Below are 17140 nucleotides of genomic sequence, written 5' to 3'. Positions count from 1 at the left end.
ACGCCCGAAGTGGTGCACGCGCCCGGTATGCGGGTACCGCTCCGGACATGCCTTCCGATCACACGTCGCCATCCGACCGCGCGTCGGCGAAGCACATCCTGATCGTCGGCGGCGGATACGTCGGCATGTACACGGCCCTCCGCCTGCAACGCAAGCTGCGCCGCGAGCTGCGGCGCGGCGAGATCGTCGTCACCGTCGTCGACCCCCAGTCGTACATGACCTACCAGCCGTTCCTGCCGGAGGCGGCGGCCGGGAACCTGGAGCCCCGGCACGTCGTCGCGCCGCTGCGGCGGGTGCTGCGGCGCTGCCGGATCCTGAACGGCTACGTGACGGGGATCGACCACGCCTCCCGGAGCGTCAGGGTCCGCCCGGCGGGGGCGCAGAGCGTCGGGGTGCCGGAGCGGGACGTCCCCTACGACCTCCTCGTCGTCGCGCTCGGGTCCATCTCGCGGACGCTGCCGATCCCCGGCCTCGCCACCTGCGGGATCGGGTTCAAGACCGTCGAGGAGGCGATCTTCCTGCGCAACCACGTCCTGCACCAGCTCGACATCGCCGCGTCCAACGCGGGCGACGAGGAGGTCCGCAGGCGTGCGCTGACGTTCGTGTTCGTCGGCGCCGGGTTCGCGGGCATCGAGGCGATGGCGGAGCTGGAGGACATGGCCCGCGACGCCTGCCGCTGGTACCCGACGATCGACGAGCGCGAGATGCGCTGGATGATGGTCGAGGCGACCGACCGGATCCTGCCCGAGGTCGGGCCGGAGATGGGCCGCTGGACGGCCGAGGCCCTGCGCGCCCGCGGCATCGAGGTCAGGCTGGAGACGCTGCTGAAGTCCGCCGAGGGGCGGCACATCGTGCTCAGCGACGGCGAGGAGTTCGACGCGGGCACGCTCGTGTGGTCGGCCGGGGTGAAGCCGCACCCCGTCCTCAAGGAGACCGACCTCCCGCTGGACGACAAGGGCCGCATCAAGACGACCGCCGAGCTGACCGTCGAGGGGGCGGACGGCGTCTACGCGGCGGGCGACAACGCGGCCGTCCCCGACCTGTCCGGGACGGGCGAGTTCACCGCGCCGAACGCGCAGCACGCGGTCAGGCAGGCCAGGCGGCTGGGTGACAACATCGTGGCGGACCTGCGCGGCCGGCCCAGAAAGCCCTACGTGCACGCCTACGTCGGCTCCGTGGCGAGCCTCGGCCTGCACAAAGGCGTCGCGAACGTGTACGGGGTGAAGCTGCGCGGCCTCCCGGCCTGGCTCATGCACCGCACGTACCATCTGTCCCGGATGCCGACCGTCAACCGCAAGTTCCGGATCACCATGGACTGGACGCTGGCGATCTTCTTCAGACGCGAGATCGTCTCCCTCGGCGAAATGGAATGGCCCCGCCAGGAATTCGAACTGGCCGCGGGCCGCCAGGAAGACCGCTGATCAGCAAGACCAACCACCCCAGCCGCCCCCACGATGCCCAGCCGCCCCCCCGATGACCAACTAGCTCAGCCGGGGCCACGGGTCGGGCGGCCGCAGGCCGCCAAGGCCGGAGGCCGCCCGACCCGACGAGCGAGGGGCCGTTTTCCCGAGAGCGAACGCGATTCGGGAAAACGGCCCCTCGCGAGCAACGGGGGTTCCAGGGGGTCGCCCCCCTGGGCCTACAGGAGCATGGGGACGAGTGCGAGACCCTGGCCGGAGCCGGACGGTCCAGCGCCCGGCCGCCGTACCGCGCCGCGTCCGCCCTGGCCTGCGAAAGCGGTCGGCCGGGCGGTCGCGAGATCAGTGCGATTCGCCTGGATCGCGAGGGTCGTACTCGCCCGTAAGCGGTAAAAGGACGCATCGAGATGTCGCGTCGGCTCGATATGATTGCGCCGCCCCTGTAGCCCAATGGCAGAGGCGGGCTCCCTAAAAGAGCCATTGTGTCGGTTCGAGTCCGACCAGGGGCACAATAACCGGATCGGCGCCTCCCCAGGTGTCGATCCGGTGGTGATCGGCTGATCGTCGATGACATTACGGCGCTTACACTGGAAGTCCGGGTCAGCCGAATGGAGGCACTGATGCAGAGTAGAAACCCGGCCTTCCGGGGGAATGCCTTCGGGCGGTCGACCAGCGGCGCGGCGTACGGCGCACCGGCCCGCGGGGCCCCGGGGCACGGGGCTCCGGGCTACGGCGCGGGGGGTTACGGCATGCACGGGGCGCCCGGGTACGGCGTCCAATATCAGGGTCAGAGCGCCCCTCCCGGATATGCGCCGCCGGGTGCCGCGCGTCCCATGACCATGGACGACGTCGTCGTCCGCGGATTCCTCACGCTGGCCACTCTGGTGATCACCGCGGCGCTGGCTTGGGCGGTCGTGCCGACCCGCCTCGCCGTTCCGGTGCTGGTGGTCGCGCTGATCCTGGAGATCGGCATCTGGGCATTCATCACGTTCGGCCGTAAGGCCAACGCGCCATTGGTGCTGGCGTTCGCCGCGGTATACGGCGTGCTCGTGGGGATCGTGAGCCATTCCTACAACGACGTGTTCCACGGCGTGGTGTTCCAGGCGGTGATCGGCACGGCGCTGGCGTTCGCGGCGACGCTCGCCGCGTACTCGCTGCGGATCGTCCGGGTGACGCCGAAGTTCGCCAGGTTCGTCCTCGCGGCGGGCGTCGCGCTGATCGGGCTGATGCTCGTCAACCTGCTGGCGCACCTGTTCGGCGCGGACCAGGGGATCGGCATCCGCGACCCCGGCAGCCCGCTCGCCTACGTGTTCAGCGTCGCGGCGATCCTCGTCGGCTGCTTCTTCCTGCTGCTCGACTTCGACTCGATCGAGCAGGGCGTGCGCGGCGGGGCGCCGGACGAGTTCGCCTGGTACTGCGCGTTCGGCCTGGTGCTGAGCCTCGTGTGGATCTACCTGGAGATGCTGCGCCTGCTCAGCTACTTCTACGGCGGACGCGACTAGCGCGTCCCGAGGCGGCGCCCAAGCCCAGGGCCCCGGACACTGATCAGCCCCACGCCGCGCGGCGTGGGGCTGATCAACGTGGGATCTCCGCGCCGAGGTCGTGCGCGGCTCGGGCGGCACGACTGCGGGGGCATCCGCTGGCGGGATCCCACCGGGTCACAGGTGAAGTTCAGGTCGTGGTGCTGTGCTCTCGGGTCGGCACCGGCGCTCCGCGCTCAGTACCGTCGCGCCCGGCCCAGTCTCAGTAGTGCCTCGCACGGCGGGCGCGCTCGTGCTCGCGCACCAGCGCCGCGGCGTAGCCGTGGGAGAGATTGTGCTCTTCGGCCAGCCAGGAGCTGCGTTCCTCGCAGCGGGTGAACGACGGGCCGTTCTCGATGGCGGAGAACCACTCGGGGATGTCACGTCCAGTGACTTGCGGAATGCGGGCGATCAGCTTGCTGTGCGTCTCCGGCGAGTGGTTCAGTGACAATTGGCACCTCCAGGTCGCGGGGCTCTTCCTGCTGACTCTGCAACAGGAGCCCGGATGTGACAACCCCCTAACGCGGACCTATCCGGGACGTTACGTTGATCTTTTGTAACGGGGATGTCCTCCGGAAACGCGCAGGTGGCCCGCCATGAGGCCGACACGCGCCTCATGGCGGGCCACCCGGGTGCGAGCGGCCGGACGGCGGCTACGAGAGCCGCTCCACGACCATCGCCATGCCCTGGCCGCCGCCGACGCACATCGTCTCCAGCCCGAACTGCTTGTCGTGGAACCTGAGGCTGTTCAGCAGCGTGGACGTGATCCGCGCCCCGGTCATGCCGAAGGGGTGACCGACCGCGATCGCGCCGCCGTTCACGTTGAGCTTGTCGATGTCGATGCCGAGGTCCGCCGCGGACGGCAGCACCTGTGCCGCGAACGCCTCGTTGATCTCGACCAGGTCGATGTCGTCGATCGTCATGCCCGCCTTGGCGAGGGCCGCGCTGGACGCCCCGACCGGCCCGAGCCCCATGATCTCGGGGGACAGCCCGGTCACGCCGGTCGACACGATCCGCGCCAGCGGCGTGACGCCCAGCTCGGCGGCCTTCACGTCGCTCATGATCACGACGGCGGCGGCGCCGTCGTTCAGCGGGCAGCAGTTGCCGGCGGTGACCGTCCCGTCCGGGCGGAACACCGGCTGGAGCTGCGAGACCTTCTCGTAGGTGGTGCCGGGGCGCGGGCCGTCGTCCTTGGCGACGACGGTGCCGTCCGGGAGCGTCACCGGGGTGATGTCGGTCTCCCAGAAGCCGTTGGCGAGGGCCTTCTCCGCGAGGTTCTGCGAGCGGACGCCGAACTCGTCCTGCTCCTGGCGGGTCACGCCGCGCAGGCCCGCCACGTTCTCGGCGGTCTGGCCCATCGCGATGTAGATGTCGGGGAGGACGCCGTCCTCGCGCGGGTCGTGCCAGGTCTCCCCGCCGCCCTCGCCCGCCTTGACCGTGCGGGCCTGCGCCTCGGCGAACACCGGGTTCTGCGTGTCGGGCAGGCCGTCGCTGCTGCCCTTCGCGAACCGGCTGACCGTCTCGACGCCCGCGGAGACGATCACGTCGGCCTCGCCCGCCTTGATCGCGTGGAACGCCATCCGGGTCGTCTGCAGGGACGACGAGCAGTACCGGGTGATCGTCGCGCCGGGCACGTCGTCCCAGCCCAGCAGCACGGACACCACGCGCGCCATGTTGTAGCCCTGCTCGCCGCCGGGCAGCCCGCAGCCGAGGAGGAGGTCGTCGATCTGGCCCGGGTCGAGCTCCGGGACCTTCGCCATCGCGGCGGTGACCATCTGGGCGGTGAGGTCGTCCGGCCGGATCTCCTTGAGCGATCCCTTGAACGCGCGGCCGATCGGGGAGCGGGCGGTTGCGACGATGACTGCCTCGGGCATGTCGGGAACTCCTGTCTGGCGGCGCCGATCGTGGTGGCGAGCGTGTTACCGGACGGTCACCAGCAATCTAACTGTTGCGTCCTGGACAGCCGCAACGCGGGCTCCCCAATTCGTTGACGGTGAGTCCAATGCGCCGGGGGTTACTCGCCGGGACGCGATTCCCGGTCCGGTGATGACTGATGTCCCATGTGGGCGGGACCGCGCGGGCCGGACGCTTGGACGCGGCCCGCCGGATCCCGCCGCCGCTAGCGCGGGTGGCGGCCGGACGCCGGGGAGTCGGATGACCGGCCGGGGCTCGTCAATGGTGACCGGACGGGCCCCGGTCCTGTCAGGCCGAACCTGTCGGGCCGGTCGTGTCGGGCGGGTCGTGTCAGGCCAGTCGTGTCGGGCCGGTCGTGTCAGGCCGGGTCTGAGGCCACGTCGGCGGACCGTCCCGGATCGGTCGCGGGACGGGCGCGGCGGCGCAGCAGCGCGGCCCAGCGCCCGCGCTCGCGGCCCGTCACGCCGCGCACCTCGGTGCCGGACACCTCCGCCGCCTCGGCCGCCGCCAGGTAGACGGGCAGCACGCCCTGCCCGAGCCGATCGGCGACGTCGGGCTCCAGCCCCAGCGCGGACGCGATCGACGGCAGCACGGCCGCGCACGCGGCGGCGTAGCCGCGGGCGGACGGGTGGTACCGGTCCTCGCTGAACATCGAGAGCGGGTCGGCGGCGAACTCGCGGCCGAGCAGGTCGCCGAGGGACACCGAGCGGGCGCCGCGCTCCACCGCCGCGATCGTCTGCGCGGCGGCGAGCTGGCGGCTGGCGCGCCGCGCGATCCACCGGAGCGGCTGCATCAGCGGCTTGACGGAGCCGAGGTCGGGGCAGGTGCCGACGACGACGTGGGCGCCCGCCGCGCGGAGCCGCTCGACCGCGTCCGCGAGGTGCCGGACGGACTCGGCGGGCGGGATCCGCCCGGTCACGTCGTTCGCGCCGATCATGACGACGGCGACGTCCGGCGCGACCTCCAGCGCGCGGTCGACCTGCCCCGGCAGGGCCTGCGAGCGCGAACCGGGGAGGGCGACGTTCGTCAGCCGGACGGGCCGGTCCGCGATCGCGGACAGGCCGGTGGCGAGCAGCGCGGCCGGGGTCTCGTCCGCCGTGTGGACGCCGAGCCCGGCGGCCGTCGAGTCGCCGATCATGACGAGGGACAGGGCCGCGCCGCGCAGCCCGCCGCCGTAGAGCCCGTCCGCGACGGGCGGGTCGCCGTTCGGCGTGGCCGAGATGATCCGGCGGGCGAGTTTGGCCTCCACCACGAGAAGCCCGAACGTGAAGCCGCCGAGGGCGGTGATGCCCCCGCCCCCGTAGGCCGCGGCCGCCGCGATGCGGCGCGCGGTGAATGCCCTCATCATGCTCCGTTGACCCTCCGTGCCGAGGTTCTACCCTCGGCCTCCCGTGTTGATGCCCACCCCTGTTGACGTCCGGCGCCGGTGATGTCCGGTGCTGGTGATGCCCGGCGCTCCCGGTCTCGGCTACCGTCGAAGACGGGGACCTTTCCGGACCCGCGTCCAGGCGGCCCGTCCAGCGGGCGGGCCGACCAGAGGCGCAAGGCTGAGCGCACACACACTGCGCAACACACTGAACGACAAGGATGTCGCGGTGCAGGTACACGACTCGCTCGTCGAGCTGATGGGCAACACCCCGCTCGTCCGGCTGCGCAAGGTGACCGGCGACGGCGCGGGCGGCGGCCGGGGCGCGCAGGTGCTCGCCAAGGTGGAGTACTTCAACCCGGGCGGCTCGGTGAAGGACCGCATCGCCGTCCGCATGATCGACGCCGCGGAGCGCTCCGGCGAGCTGCGCCCCGGCGGGACGATCGTCGAGCCCACGTCCGGGAACACCGGGGTCGGGCTCGCCATCGTCGCGCAGGACCGCGGCTACCGGTGCGTCTTCGTCTGCCCGGACAAGGTCGCCAAGGACAAGATCGACGTGCTGCGCGCCTACGGCGCGGAGGTCGTGGTGTGCCCGACGGCGGTGTCGCCCGAGCACCCCGACTCCTATTACTCCGTGTCCGACCGGCTGGCGGCGGAGATCCCGGGCGCGTGGAAGCCGAACCAGTACACGAACCCGCAGAACCCCGTCTCGCACTACGAGACGACCGGTCCCGAGATCTGGGAGCAGACCGAGGGCCGCGTCACCCACTTCGTCGCGGGCATCGGCACCGGCGGGACGATCAGCGGCACCGGCAAGTACCTCAAGGAGGTCTCCGGCGGCCGGGTGAAGATCATCGGCGCCGACCCTGAGGGGTCGGTGTACTCCGGCGGCAGCGGGCGCCCCTACCTGACCGAGGGCGTCGGCGAGGACATCTGGCCCGAGACCTACGACCGCGACATCTGCGACGACGTCATCGCCGTCTCCGACAAGGACTCGTTCAACATGACGCGGCGGCTCGCCCGCGAGGAGGCGCTGCTCGTCGGCGGGTCCTGCGGGATGGCGGTCGTCGCCGCGCTGCGCGTCGCCGCCGCGGCCGGGCCGGACGACGTGATCGTCGTCCTGCTCCCGGACGGCGGCCGCGGCTACCTCAGCAAGATCTTCAACGACGAGTGGATGGCGGACTACGGCTTCCTCATCCCCGCCACCGAGGAGGCGCGGGTGGGCGAGGTGCTCACCCGCAAGGGCCGGACGCTGCCGGAGTTCGTGCACGTCCACCCGCACGAGAGCGTGCAGACCGCGATCGCGATCATGCGCGAGTACGAGGTGTCGCAGCTCCCCGTCATGAAGGAGGAGCCGCCGGTCATGGCGGCCGAGGTGGTCGGCTCCGTGGTGGAGGGCGACCTGCTCGACATCCTCGTGAAGGAGCGCGCGAAGCTGTCCGAGCCGGTCGAGCTGCACATGTCGCAGCCGCTGCCGACGCTCGGGTCGGGGGAGCCGGTGAGCAAGGCCGTCGGCGTGCTGGAGAAGTCCGGCGCGGCGGTCGTCCTGGTGGACGGCAAGCCCAAGGGCCTCGTCACCCGGCAGGACCTCATCGCGTTCCTGGCCGGGTCGACGTCCGGCGGCTGACGCGCCGAACCACGGAAACACCGAACCACGGAAACGGCGAACCACGGAAACGGCGAAGCGCCGGAGACCTCGGCGGTCTCCGGCGCTTCGTTCTGCCAGATCGGCAGGTGTCGGGTTGCGGGCCCGGCCGGTGGGCGGCGTTTTCAGGCCGGCCCCGCAACCCGACGTCTAGGGGGCGGCCGTCACCGGTACCCGGACGGGAGGTAGTCCTCCCGCGTGTCGGCCGGCCGCGCCTGCTTCTTCGGCTCGTCGCCGTGCCCCGGCCACCATGCCCGGTGCCCGAGCAGGGCGGTGATGCCCGGCACCAGGAACGTCGACATGACGAACGCGGACAGCGCGATGCCGATCGCGACGGAGAAGCCCATCTGCTTGAGCATGGACACCGGCGCGAGCATCATCACCGAGAACGTCCCGGCGAGGATGAGGCCCGCCGCGGCGACCGTCGGGCCGCCGTGCTGGACGGCCAGCGCCGCCGCCTTGCGCGGCTCGTTGCCCTCCTTGGCCTCCTCGCGGAGCCGCGCGGTCATCAGGATGTTGTAGTCCGTCCCGATGGCCAGCACGAACAGGTAGAGCACAATGGGCAGCTGGAACGTCACCCCGGCTTCTCCCTGCGCGCCCTGGAAGACGTACACCGCGGAGCCGAGCGTCGCCGCGAAGCCGAGCAGCACCGCGATGACCAGGTAGATCGGCGCGACCACCGACCTCAGCAGCAGCGCCAGGATCAGCGCGATCAGCACCGCCGCCACCGGCAGGATGACCGACAGGTCGCGGTTGTTGACCGTGTTGATGTCGGCGAAGATCGCCGTCTGGCCGCCGACGTAGGCGCGGGTGCCCTCCGGCGCCGCCTTGTGGACGGCGGGCGTCAGCTCGTCCTTGACCAGGCTGATCGACTTGTTGGACGCCGGGTTCGTCTTCAGCACGAGGTCGACCCGGGCGACCGACTTGTCCTGCGCGGGGACGGCGGGCTGGACCCGGCCGACGCCCGGCGCGGTCTGCGCGGTCTGGCTGAACGCGGCGAGCTGCTGCTGCGTGAGCGGCTGCCCGTTCTGGCTCTTGATGAACACCTGGACGGGCGTCGTCAGACCGGGCGGGAAGCCCTTCTCCATGTCCTTGGTCGCCTGCGCGGACTCGGTGTCCTGCGGGAACCCGGCGGCGAAGTCGTAGTCCGCCTTGAACCCGAGGGAGCCGAGCGCGAGCACGACCATGACGAGCCCGGCCGCGGCCGCGGCGACCGCCGGGCGGCGGCCGACGCCGCGCCCGATCGCGCTGGAGATCGAGCCCTTCGGCTCCTTCTTCCACGCCTTGGACGGCCAGAACACGGCCGTGCCGAGCAGCGACACGAGCGCCGGGAACAGCGTCAGGGCAGTGATCCCCATCACGACGACGGCGATGGCGAGGGACGGGCCCCAGGCGCTGAACACGCCGAACGTCGCGAGGAGCAGGACGAGGAACGTCACGGCGATCGCGGCGGCGGCCGAGGAGATGACCTCGCCGACCCGCTCCACCGCGGTGATCATCGCGGTCTTCTTGTCGTCCCCGGCCCGCAGCCGTTCGCGGAACCGGAACATCAGGAACAGGTAGTAGTCCGCGCCGATGCCGAAGAGCACGATCAGGATGATCGTACTGAGACTGTCGTCACCGGAGAAGCCGAAGATCTTCGACGCGACCCCGATCAGTCCCATCGCGACCTGCATGGTCACCATGATCACGATGATCGGCAGCACTGCGGCGAGCGGCGCCCGGAAGATCAGCAGGATCAGCCCGACGATCAGCACGAAGGTGGCGATGCCGACGATCTCGAAGGACTTGTTGAACGAGTCCTCGTTGTCGACGAAGCCGGCGACGTCACCGCCGACCTTGGCCTCCATCCCGCTGCCCTTCAACAGGGTCGGGAGGTCCTTGCGGATCTGCTTGACGGCGTCGCCCTGCTTCTCGCTCTCCGCCTGGCTGGTGCCCTTCATCGGCACCATGATCACCTGGACGGCCTTGTTGGGCGCGACGGCCTCCGGGCCGGTGGCGAAGTTCTGCACCGTGGGCGGCTTGTGCGAGTTCAGGGACGCCGCGGCCTGGTTGACCTTGGCGGAGTCCTGCGCGGTCAGCGGCTGCCCGTCGGTCCGCTTCACCACGATCAGGGAGGAGGTGTCCTCCTGCTGCGGGAACGCCTTCTCGGCGATGTCGAGTGCCTGCACCGACTCGTACTTCGAGGGCAGGAAGTCGCCCTGGTCGGACTCGGTGGTGAGCTTGGGGGACAAGGCGATGATGAGGATCGCGGCGAGGAGCCACGCCCCGATCGTCCACCATGGATGTCTCACGACGAAGCGCGCGAGCCCAGCGAACATGCGTCTTCCTTAACTCAGGGTGTTCGGATATCAGAGTCAGAGCGAGCACTCAGGATGCGTACTCGTGATGGATATGGGTGCAAGGTCGTTCGGATACTCGTAAAACGGTAGAGAACGTTAAGGGGTGCTGTGGTCAACCTGCACGCCGAAATGAGGTGTGATACCTGCGGGGGAGCCCCTCATCCTCTAGGAGGGCGGGGCGCTGGATAACCTCGTACCCATGGACAACGACGTTCACCGCGGTATCGGTTCCCGGCACGGCTTCGACACCGTGGCCATCCACGCCGGGCAGGAGCCGGATCCCGCGACGGGGGCGGTCGTACCGCCGATCTACCAGGTCTCCACCTACAAGCAGGACGGCGTGGGCGGGCTTCGCGGCGGCTACGAGTACTCACGCTCGGCCAATCCGACGCGTACCTCTCTGGAGGTATGCCTCGCCGAGACGGAGGGCGGCGCGCGGGGGCTGGCGTTCGCGTCCGGGCTCGCCGCCGAGGACGCGCTGCTGCGCGCAGTGTGCCGTCCCGGCGACCACGTCGTGATCCCGAACGACGCCTACGGCGGCACCTACCGGCTCTTCGCGAAGGTCGGCGAGCCGTGGGGGCTCTCGTTCGACCCCGTCCCGCTCGCGGACATGGCGGCCGTGCGGGCGGCGATGCGTCCGGACACCAAGATCGTCTGGGTGGAGACGCCGACGAACCCGCTGCTCGGCATCGCCGACATCGCGGCGCTCGCGGCGGTCGCGCACGACGCGGGCGCGCTGCTCGTCGTCGACAACACGTTCGCCTCGCCGTACCTGCAACGGCCGCTCGACCTCGGGGCGGACGTGGTCGTCCACTCCACGACCAAGTACATCGGCGGGCACTCCGACGTGATCGGCGGCGCGCTGGTCGTCGCGGACGGCGGGCTCGGCGACCGGCTGGCCTTCCACCAGAACGCCATGGGCGCCGTCGCGGGCCCGTTCGACGCCTGGCTCACCCTGCGCGGGATCAAGACGCTCGGCGTCCGGATGGACCGGCACTGCGCGAACGCGGAGAAGATCGCGGAGATGCTGGGACGGCACCCCGCCGTCCGGCAGGTGCTCTATCCGGGGCTGCCCGACCATCCGGGCCACGAGATCGCGGCCAAGCAGATGCGGGCGTTCGGCGGCATGGTCTCGTTCCGGATGGAAACGGAGGAGGACGCCGTCGGGGTGTGCGAGCGGACGAAGCTGTTCACGCTCGGGGAGTCGCTCGGCGGCGTCGAGTCGCTGATCGAGCACCCGGGGCGGATGACGCACGCCTCGGCCGCCGGGTCGCCGCTGGAGGTGCCCGGCGACCTCGTCCGGCTGTCGGTCGGGATCGAGGACGCGGACGATCTCATCCGTGATCTTGAGATGGCGCTGGACCCGCTCTGACCAGCGACGATGCCTCGCCGCCGGGGCGTCGGGCAAAGGCGAGCGGCCTAGTCTTCCCGCCACGAACCTGATCAAACATCTATTATTGGCGCGCCAGGTTCGCGAAGAAGGGGCCCGGGGTGCGAAAGATACTGGTCTGTGGGGCGGCGTTCGCCGCGACGTGCGTCGCCGCCGTGGCCGTCCCGGGCGGGGCGGAGGCGACCCCGACGCCCTCGCCGCCCGCCGCGTCCATCGCGCCGAGCGAGGAGACGTCCGCGTCCCCGTCGCCGCCGCCCGGCGTCGAGTCGCCGTCGACATGGACGGAGACGCCCCCGCAGGGGCGGACACCGCGCGCCGGCGAGCCGGACGCCACCGTCTCGGCCGAGGCCGTCATGGTCACGCCGCGGCTCCCGCGCGCCCGAAGCTACGCCTACGGCAAGGACCCGAACCAGCGGATCGACGCCTACTGGCGCAAGGAGGGCCCGAAGGCGCAGCCGCGCCCGGTCGTCCTGATCCTGCACGGCGGGTACTGGATGCAGGGCGACAAGGGCTCCTGGAAGTACTTCGCGCGGCGGCTGACCGAGGACGGCTTCGTCGTCATGTCCGCGAACTACCGGCTCACGCCCAAGGCGCAGTGGCCCGCGCAGCGCGACGACGCGCTGTCGGCCCTCGCGTTCGTGAAGAAGTACGCCCGGCACTGGAACGCCGACCCGACCCGCGTCGTCGTGCTCGGCGCCTCGTCCGGCGGGCACCTCGCCACCCAGGTCGGCACGTTCGGGACGGGCGGCGCCCAGGTCCGGGGCGTGATCGCGCTGTCCCCGCCGAACGACCCGTACCTCGCCTACCAGGACGGCGCCCTGGCCGGCGCGACGCCCAGCCAGCGCAAGCTGCGCCGGGCCGTGGTCGACCTCGTCCACTGCGTGCCCGGCGCGGTCACCGGCGTGCTCGCCGCCCCGGACTGCTGGCAGCGCCTCGACGACGCCAACACCACCACGCACGTGTCGGCGGGCGACGCGCCGATGCTGCTCATGCACGCGACGGGCGACTTCGTCCCGGTCACGCAGAGCAACGGGCTGGCGGTGGCGCTGCGCGAGGCGGGCGTGCCGGTGACGGTGAAGACCGTCCAGGGCAAGCTGCACGCCTCCCAGCTGTTCGAGGACGAGCACACCTACCCGACGGTGCTGGCCTGGCTGAAGAACCGGCTGCGGCCGGGCCGCTGACCTACCCCCAGGCCCACCCCGGGCCGCCGATGCCGGGCCGCCCCGGGCGGCGCGGTCAGGCGTTCCAGACCATCAGGACGAGGATCACCAGCCAGATCAGCGCGACGACGCCGGAGATGGCGGCGATCCGCCCGCGCTCCACCTGGGCGACGTCCCCGCCCGGCCTCTCCCGGGGCTTCTCCTCGCCTTCGGCCGCCGCCGCCTCCTTCGGGGCGGGCGGGGCCTCGGCGGAGGCCCCCGCGGCGGCCGCGGCGGTCTCCAGGAGGTGCGCGGCCTTGCGCTGGTCCCGCTCGACGATCAGCAGCAGGACGATCGCGACGATGAACAGCGTCATCGACACCGACAGCCACGCCTCGGCCAGGTCGTCCCCGGCGAGCGCCATCCCGAACAGGAAGATCGCCAGCGTCCCGACGCCGTAGATCTGGGTGGTCCGGTGCAGGTAGCGGACCACGGTCACGTTGCGCTTGCGGATGTAGCGCGGCGTGGACATCGTCGCGGCGGTCAGCGGCCCCAGCGTGAAGATCGCGAAGCCGATGTGCAGGATGAGCAGCAGGCGGTCGGAAGTCGACATGACGCAGACCTTAGCCCCCCTCGCGGGGGCTCAGCGGCGTCCGCGCCGCACCCGCAGGTAGTCGCTGACGACGTACTCGCCGAGGCGGTCGGCGTCCGGCGCGAAGACCCGTCCGCCGTTGCGGCGGGCGACCTCCTCCACGAACGAGACGAGCCGCCGGTCCTCGGCGAGCATGAAGAAGTTCATGCAGGCCCCGCGCCGGGTCATCTTGTCGACCTCGGCGAGGGTGAGGACGAGCGTGTCCGTGGACGGCGGATAGTCGAACAGGGAGCGGCCGTCCGGGCGCAGGTGCGCGGTCGGCTCCCCGTCGGTGACGACGAGGACGATCGGCTCGAAGTCGGGGTGCCGGTCCAGATGGCGTCCCGCGATCATGAGGGCGTGGTGCAGGTTCGTGCCCTGGACCATGTCCCAGTCGAGGCCCGCCATCTCCGTCGGGTGCAGCACCCGCGCGTAGTTGGAGAACCCGATGATCTGGATGGCGTCCTGCGGGAACTTGCTGGTCACGAGGGTGTGCAGAGCAAGGGTCGTCTGCTTGGCGACCGCCCAGGTGCCGCGCAGCACCATCGAGTACGACAGGTCGACCAGCAGGCAGACCGCCGCGCCGGTGCGCCGCTCCGTCTCGTGGACCTCGAAGTCGTCCACGCCGAGCCGCACGCCGTTCGCGCGGCCGTTCGACTGCGGCGCTGACGGCGGTCCCGGCTCGATCACGCTCGCCGTGGACGCGGGGGCGGTCGGCCCCGCCGCGCCCTCCATCGCGCTGCGGCGGATGGCGTTGCTGACCGTCCGGACGACGTCGAGCGGCTGCTCGTCGCCGAACCGCCACTCCCGGCTCGCGCCGGTCAGCTCGCCCGCCTGGCCCGCGTCGCGCTGCTCGTGGTCGCCCTGCCGACCGGTCGTGAGCTGCGCGAACACCCGGCGCAGCGCCGTCTCGCCGAGCCGCCGGACGGCCTTCGGGGTCAGCTCCAGCTTGCCGCGGTTGCGCCGCAGGTAGCCCTGCCGCTCCAGTTCCGCCTCGATGCGGCGCAGCTCGGCGAGGTCGTCCACGGCCTGGCGGCCGAGCGCCCGCCGGACGGCCTCCTCATCGACGTCGTCGAGCCGCGCGCCGGGGTAGTCCTGCCCGAGGGCGGCCTCCAGCTCGCTGAGGTCGGCGAGCTCGGCCAGCGCGGTCGTCGCGTCGCCCATGCCGAGCGGGTCCTCGCCGGTCATCTGCTCCGGCTGCCCCCAGCCGAGGTCGGGCCGCCGGGACCGCAGCGCGTCGCCGAGCCTGGACATCTCCATGGCGAGGCCCGCGTCCTGCATGACCTGGTCCATCAGCCCGGCCAGCTCGGCGCGCTGCTCGGGGGAGAGGGAGGCGAGCAGGCGGTCCATCGCGGCGGCGCGGCGGGCGAGCGAGTCGACCAGCTCTTCGAGGTTCGCCGGGGCGTCGGGGAACATGTCCCCGTACTCGTCCATGAAGCGGTCGAAGTCGGCCTGGGTGTGCTCGCCGCGGGCGTCGCGGTCGAGCATCCGGTTGAGCGCGGCCATCATGTCCTTGACGCGTTCCATGGCGGCCGGGTCGCTGTTCTCCAGCGCCTGCTTCATGCCCTGGAACTGCGAGTCGAGGACCTCGCGCCGGAGCAGGTCCTTGAGCCGCTCGAAGGTGGCGCGGGCGGCGTCCGAGCGCCAGTCGTACCCGGACAGCCGCCGGATCGCCTGGGACGTGTCGGACGGCAGCGTGTCCAGCTCCGCCTCCCGCAGCCGCGCGTCGTCGCCCGGGTCGGGGAACAGCTCGGCCCGCTCCTGCCCGATCGCCGTGTCGAGGAGGGCGCGGGCCTCCTCGAGCGTCCCGTCGAGGCGGCCGCGGTCGCGCAGGGCGCGGCGCCGCTCCCGCACCTGGCGGAGCATGTCGTCGAGCCCGCGGCGGTTCCGCGCGCCGGGCAGGCCGCGGCGCAGCAGCTCGCGCAGCGCGTCGTCCGGACGGGTGCCGTCGAGCACCGAGTCGCCCATCGCGTCGAGGGCGTCCCGGACGTCGTAGGGCGGGGCGAGCGGGTCGGGCCCGTCCTCGTATGCGCCGTAGCGGTATCGGCTCATCGAATCCCCTTGCGGTGGAGACCTGGGATCAGGGGCCCGGCCTGCGGCCGGGTCGGGTGCGGCGTGTCGTACGCGGCGGTGTCGTGTGCTTCAGCGCGGTGTCGTGTGTAGGCGCGGTGTCGTGTGTGGGCGCGGTGGTGTCAGGTCCGGTAGGTGGCGGTGCCCTCGGAGCCGCCCGCGCCGACGTCCTTGGACAGCCGCCGGGTCAGGAACAGCCCCTCCAGGGCGAACTCCAGCGCGGCCGCGGCCTGGCCGGGGGACTCCCCGCTCATGCCGAGCCGCTCCATCATCTTCGCGAGGCCGGGCACGGGCCCGAGCCGGCGCAGCAGCTCCGTCGCCGTCACCAGCTCCCCGGACTCGACGGTCTCGCCCGCGTCGAACTTGTCGAGCAGGCCGTTCAGGTCGGCGGCGCCGAGCGTCCGCCGGTAGGTCTCGGCGACGGCGCGGCGCAGCAGGTGTTCGAGGACCTCCTGCTCGCGCCCCTCCTCGCTGACCTCGAACTCGACCTTGCCCATCAGCGACGGGACGATCGCGGGCAGGTCGCAGACGCGGGCGACGGCGTGGTCCTCGCCGGTGAGGGCGGCGCGGCGGACCGCGCCCGCCGCGACGGTCTCCGCGGCCGCGAGCGCGAACCGCGCGGACACGCCGGAGCGGGCGTCGACCGCCGTGGACTCGCGGACGAGCCGGGTGAACCGCCCGATCACCTCGATCAGGTGGTCGGGCACCTCGGCGGGCAGGCCCGCGAGGTCGGCGAAGTCGGACTCCTGGCGGATCAGCGCCAGCTCGGCCTCAAGGGCGAGCGGGTAGTGGGTGCGGATCTCGGCGCCGAAGCGGTCCTTCAGCGGGGTGATGATGCGGCCGCGGTTGGTGTAGTCCTCGGGGTTGGCGGACGCGACGAGCAGCACGTCCAGCGGCAGCCGCAGCGCGTAGCCGCGGATCTGGACGTCGCGCTCCTCCAGCACGTTCAGCAGCGCGACCTGGATGCGCTCTGCGAGGTCGGGCAGCTCGTTGATGGAGAACACGCCGCGGTTGGTGCGCGGGACGAGCCCGAAGTGCACCGTCTCCGGGTCGCCGAGGGTGCGGCCCTCGGCCACCCTGATGGGGTCGACGTCGCCGATGAGGTCGCCGACGCTGGTGTCGGGCGTGGCGAGCTTCTCGCCGTACCGCTCGTCGCGGTGCTTCCAGTCGACGGGCAGCTCGTCGCCCTTCTCGGCGGCGAGGCGGCGGCAGCGCACGCACACCGGCGCGTACGGGTGGTCGTTGATCTCGCAGCCCGCGACGACGGGCGTCCACTCGTCGAGGAGCCCGGCGAGGGTGCGGATCAGCCGCGTCTTGCCCTGCCCGCGCTCGCCCAGCAGGACGAGGTCGTGCCCGGCGAGGAGGGCGCGCTCCAGGTGGGGGAGGACGGTGTCGTCGAACCCGAGGATGCCGGGGAAGCGCGGCTCACCGGTTCGCAGCCGGTGCAGCAGGTTGCCGCGGATCTCGGCCTTCACCGACCGCTGGACGTGACCGCTGGTGCGCAGCTCGCCCAGAGTGGACGGGCGTGGTGCGGATTCACATGGTGTGGATTCACTCGGGTTGGAAGAACGCACGCGACCGACACTACGTCGCGGGTCAGCGGAATCGCACCCTTGACCCTAGGATTCGTCCGCTATGCCCTGCCTTGACGGCGTTTCGCGGCGCGCCCCGCTGTTTGTTCGGAGTCGCGTCTTGTTTGGGTGGA

Annotated in this window: 12 protein-coding genes and 1 tRNA gene; 6 read left to right on the top strand and 7 right to left on the bottom strand. The window is 71.6% G+C overall.

From position 1 onward, the window contains the following. Positions 1-47 precede the first annotated feature (47 nt). The 3 genes from FXF68_RS16165 (at position 48) to FXF68_RS16155 (ending at position 2920) form a co-directional block, all read left to right on the top strand. On the top strand, positions 48-1421 hold the full coding sequence (locus tag FXF68_RS16165) for an NAD(P)/FAD-dependent oxidoreductase (RefSeq protein ID WP_148759946.1): 1374 nt from the start codon (positions 48-50) through the stop codon (positions 1419-1421). Between the two features lie 433 nt (positions 1422-1854). Next, positions 1855-1927 (top strand) — tRNA-Leu (locus tag FXF68_RS16160). Positions 1928-2026: 99 nt separating this feature from the next. Next, the gene (locus FXF68_RS16155) at positions 2027-2920 is read left to right on the top strand and encodes a Bax inhibitor-1/YccA family protein (RefSeq protein WP_342787133.1); all 894 of its coding nucleotides are present in this window, start codon (positions 2027-2029) and stop codon (positions 2918-2920) included. Positions 2921-3161: 241 nt separating this feature from the next. Here the strand turns inward: FXF68_RS16155 and FXF68_RS16150 are convergent, their stop codons facing one another. From FXF68_RS16150 to FXF68_RS16140, 3 genes are all read right to left on the bottom strand, one after another. Further along, positions 3162-3389: a DUF4287 domain-containing protein gene (locus FXF68_RS16150; protein ID WP_067896470.1), complete on the bottom strand. Its 228-nt coding sequence runs from the start codon at positions 3387-3389 to the stop codon at positions 3162-3164. 202 nt (positions 3390-3591) lie between these two features. Beyond that, the gene (locus tag FXF68_RS16145; protein WP_148759942.1) at positions 3592-4812 is read right to left on the bottom strand and encodes an acetyl-CoA C-acetyltransferase; all 1221 of its coding nucleotides are present in this window, start codon (positions 4810-4812) and stop codon (positions 3592-3594) included. A 398-nt stretch (positions 4813-5210) separates the two neighbouring features. Continuing rightward, complete coding sequence (locus FXF68_RS16140) at positions 5211-6200, bottom strand: SGNH/GDSL hydrolase family protein (protein ID WP_148759940.1); 990 nt, start codon at positions 6198-6200, stop codon at positions 5211-5213. 247 nt (positions 6201-6447) lie between these two features. Between FXF68_RS16140 and FXF68_RS16135 the strand changes: the two genes are divergently transcribed. After that, positions 6448-7845, top strand: coding sequence for a cystathionine beta-synthase (locus FXF68_RS16135; protein WP_148759938.1), 1398 nt, complete (start codon positions 6448-6450; stop codon positions 7843-7845). A 182-nt stretch (positions 7846-8027) separates the two neighbouring features. Here FXF68_RS16135 and FXF68_RS16130 read toward each other — a convergent pair whose 3' ends face one another. Beyond that, entirely contained in the window at positions 8028-10184 is a 2157-nt protein-coding gene (locus FXF68_RS16130; RefSeq protein ID WP_148759936.1) for an MMPL family transporter, read from the bottom strand. A gap of 220 nt (positions 10185-10404) precedes the next feature. On the opposite strand from FXF68_RS16130, the gene FXF68_RS16125 reads away from it, so the two are divergent. Both FXF68_RS16125 and FXF68_RS44475 read left to right on the top strand, forming a co-directional pair. Further along, a complete protein-coding gene (locus FXF68_RS16125) occupies positions 10405-11577 on the top strand; it encodes a cystathionine gamma-synthase (RefSeq protein ID WP_148759934.1) in 1173 nt (390 codons plus the stop codon). A 119-nt stretch (positions 11578-11696) separates the two neighbouring features. After that, positions 11697-12776, top strand: a complete 1080-nt coding sequence (locus FXF68_RS44475) for an alpha/beta hydrolase (RefSeq protein WP_281292213.1) — start codon at positions 11697-11699, stop codon at positions 12774-12776. A 55-nt stretch (positions 12777-12831) separates the two neighbouring features. On the opposite strand, the gene FXF68_RS16115 is transcribed toward FXF68_RS44475, so the two are convergent. The 3 genes from FXF68_RS16115 to FXF68_RS16105 form a co-directional block, all read right to left on the bottom strand. Further along, positions 12832-13347 carry a DUF2269 family protein gene (locus FXF68_RS16115; RefSeq protein ID WP_148759932.1) on the bottom strand — a complete coding sequence of 172 codons (516 nt, stop codon included), beginning with the start codon at positions 13345-13347 and terminating at the stop codon, positions 12832-12834. A 30-nt stretch (positions 13348-13377) separates the two neighbouring features. After that, a complete protein-coding gene (locus FXF68_RS16110; RefSeq protein WP_148759930.1) occupies positions 13378-15417 on the bottom strand; it encodes a vWA domain-containing protein in 2040 nt (679 codons plus the stop codon). 140 nt (positions 15418-15557) lie between these two features. Next, positions 15558-17009: a sigma 54-interacting transcriptional regulator gene (locus FXF68_RS16105; protein ID WP_148759928.1), complete on the bottom strand. Its 1452-nt coding sequence runs from the start codon at positions 17007-17009 to the stop codon at positions 15558-15560. Positions 17010-17140: the final 131 nt, after the last annotated feature.

Source organism: Actinomadura decatromicini, from assembly GCF_008121305.1.
Taxonomy (GTDB): Bacteria; Actinomycetota; Actinomycetes; order Streptosporangiales; family Streptosporangiaceae; genus Spirillospora; species Spirillospora syzygii.
Note: the sequence above shows the minus strand (reverse complement) of the source record. Positions and strands in the feature narration are given on the sequence as shown.

Excerpts from the sequence above, each read along its gene's own strand:
- FXF68_RS16115 (WP_148759932.1), bottom strand. The coding sequence starts at position 13,347 with ATGTCGACTTCCGACCGCCTGCTGCTCATCCTGCACATCGGCTTCGCG.
- FXF68_RS16145 (WP_148759942.1), bottom strand. The coding sequence starts at position 4,812 with ATGCCCGAGGCAGTCATCGTCGCAACCGCCCGCTCCCCGATCGGCCGC.
- FXF68_RS16110 (WP_148759930.1), bottom strand. The coding sequence starts at position 15,417 with ATGAGCCGATACCGCTACGGCGCATACGAGGACGGGCCCGACCCGCTC.
- FXF68_RS16165 (WP_148759946.1), top strand. The coding sequence starts at position 48 with ATGCCTTCCGATCACACGTCGCCATCCGACCGCGCGTCGGCGAAGCAC.
- FXF68_RS16140 (WP_148759940.1), bottom strand. The coding sequence starts at position 6,200 with ATGATGAGGGCATTCACCGCGCGCCGCATCGCGGCGGCCGCGGCCTAC.
- FXF68_RS16155 (WP_342787133.1), top strand. The coding sequence starts at position 2,027 with ATGGAGGCACTGATGCAGAGTAGAAACCCGGCCTTCCGGGGGAATGCC.
- FXF68_RS16125 (WP_148759934.1), top strand. The coding sequence starts at position 10,405 with ATGGACAACGACGTTCACCGCGGTATCGGTTCCCGGCACGGCTTCGAC.
- FXF68_RS16130 (WP_148759936.1), bottom strand. The coding sequence starts at position 10,184 with ATGTTCGCTGGGCTCGCGCGCTTCGTCGTGAGACATCCATGGTGGACG.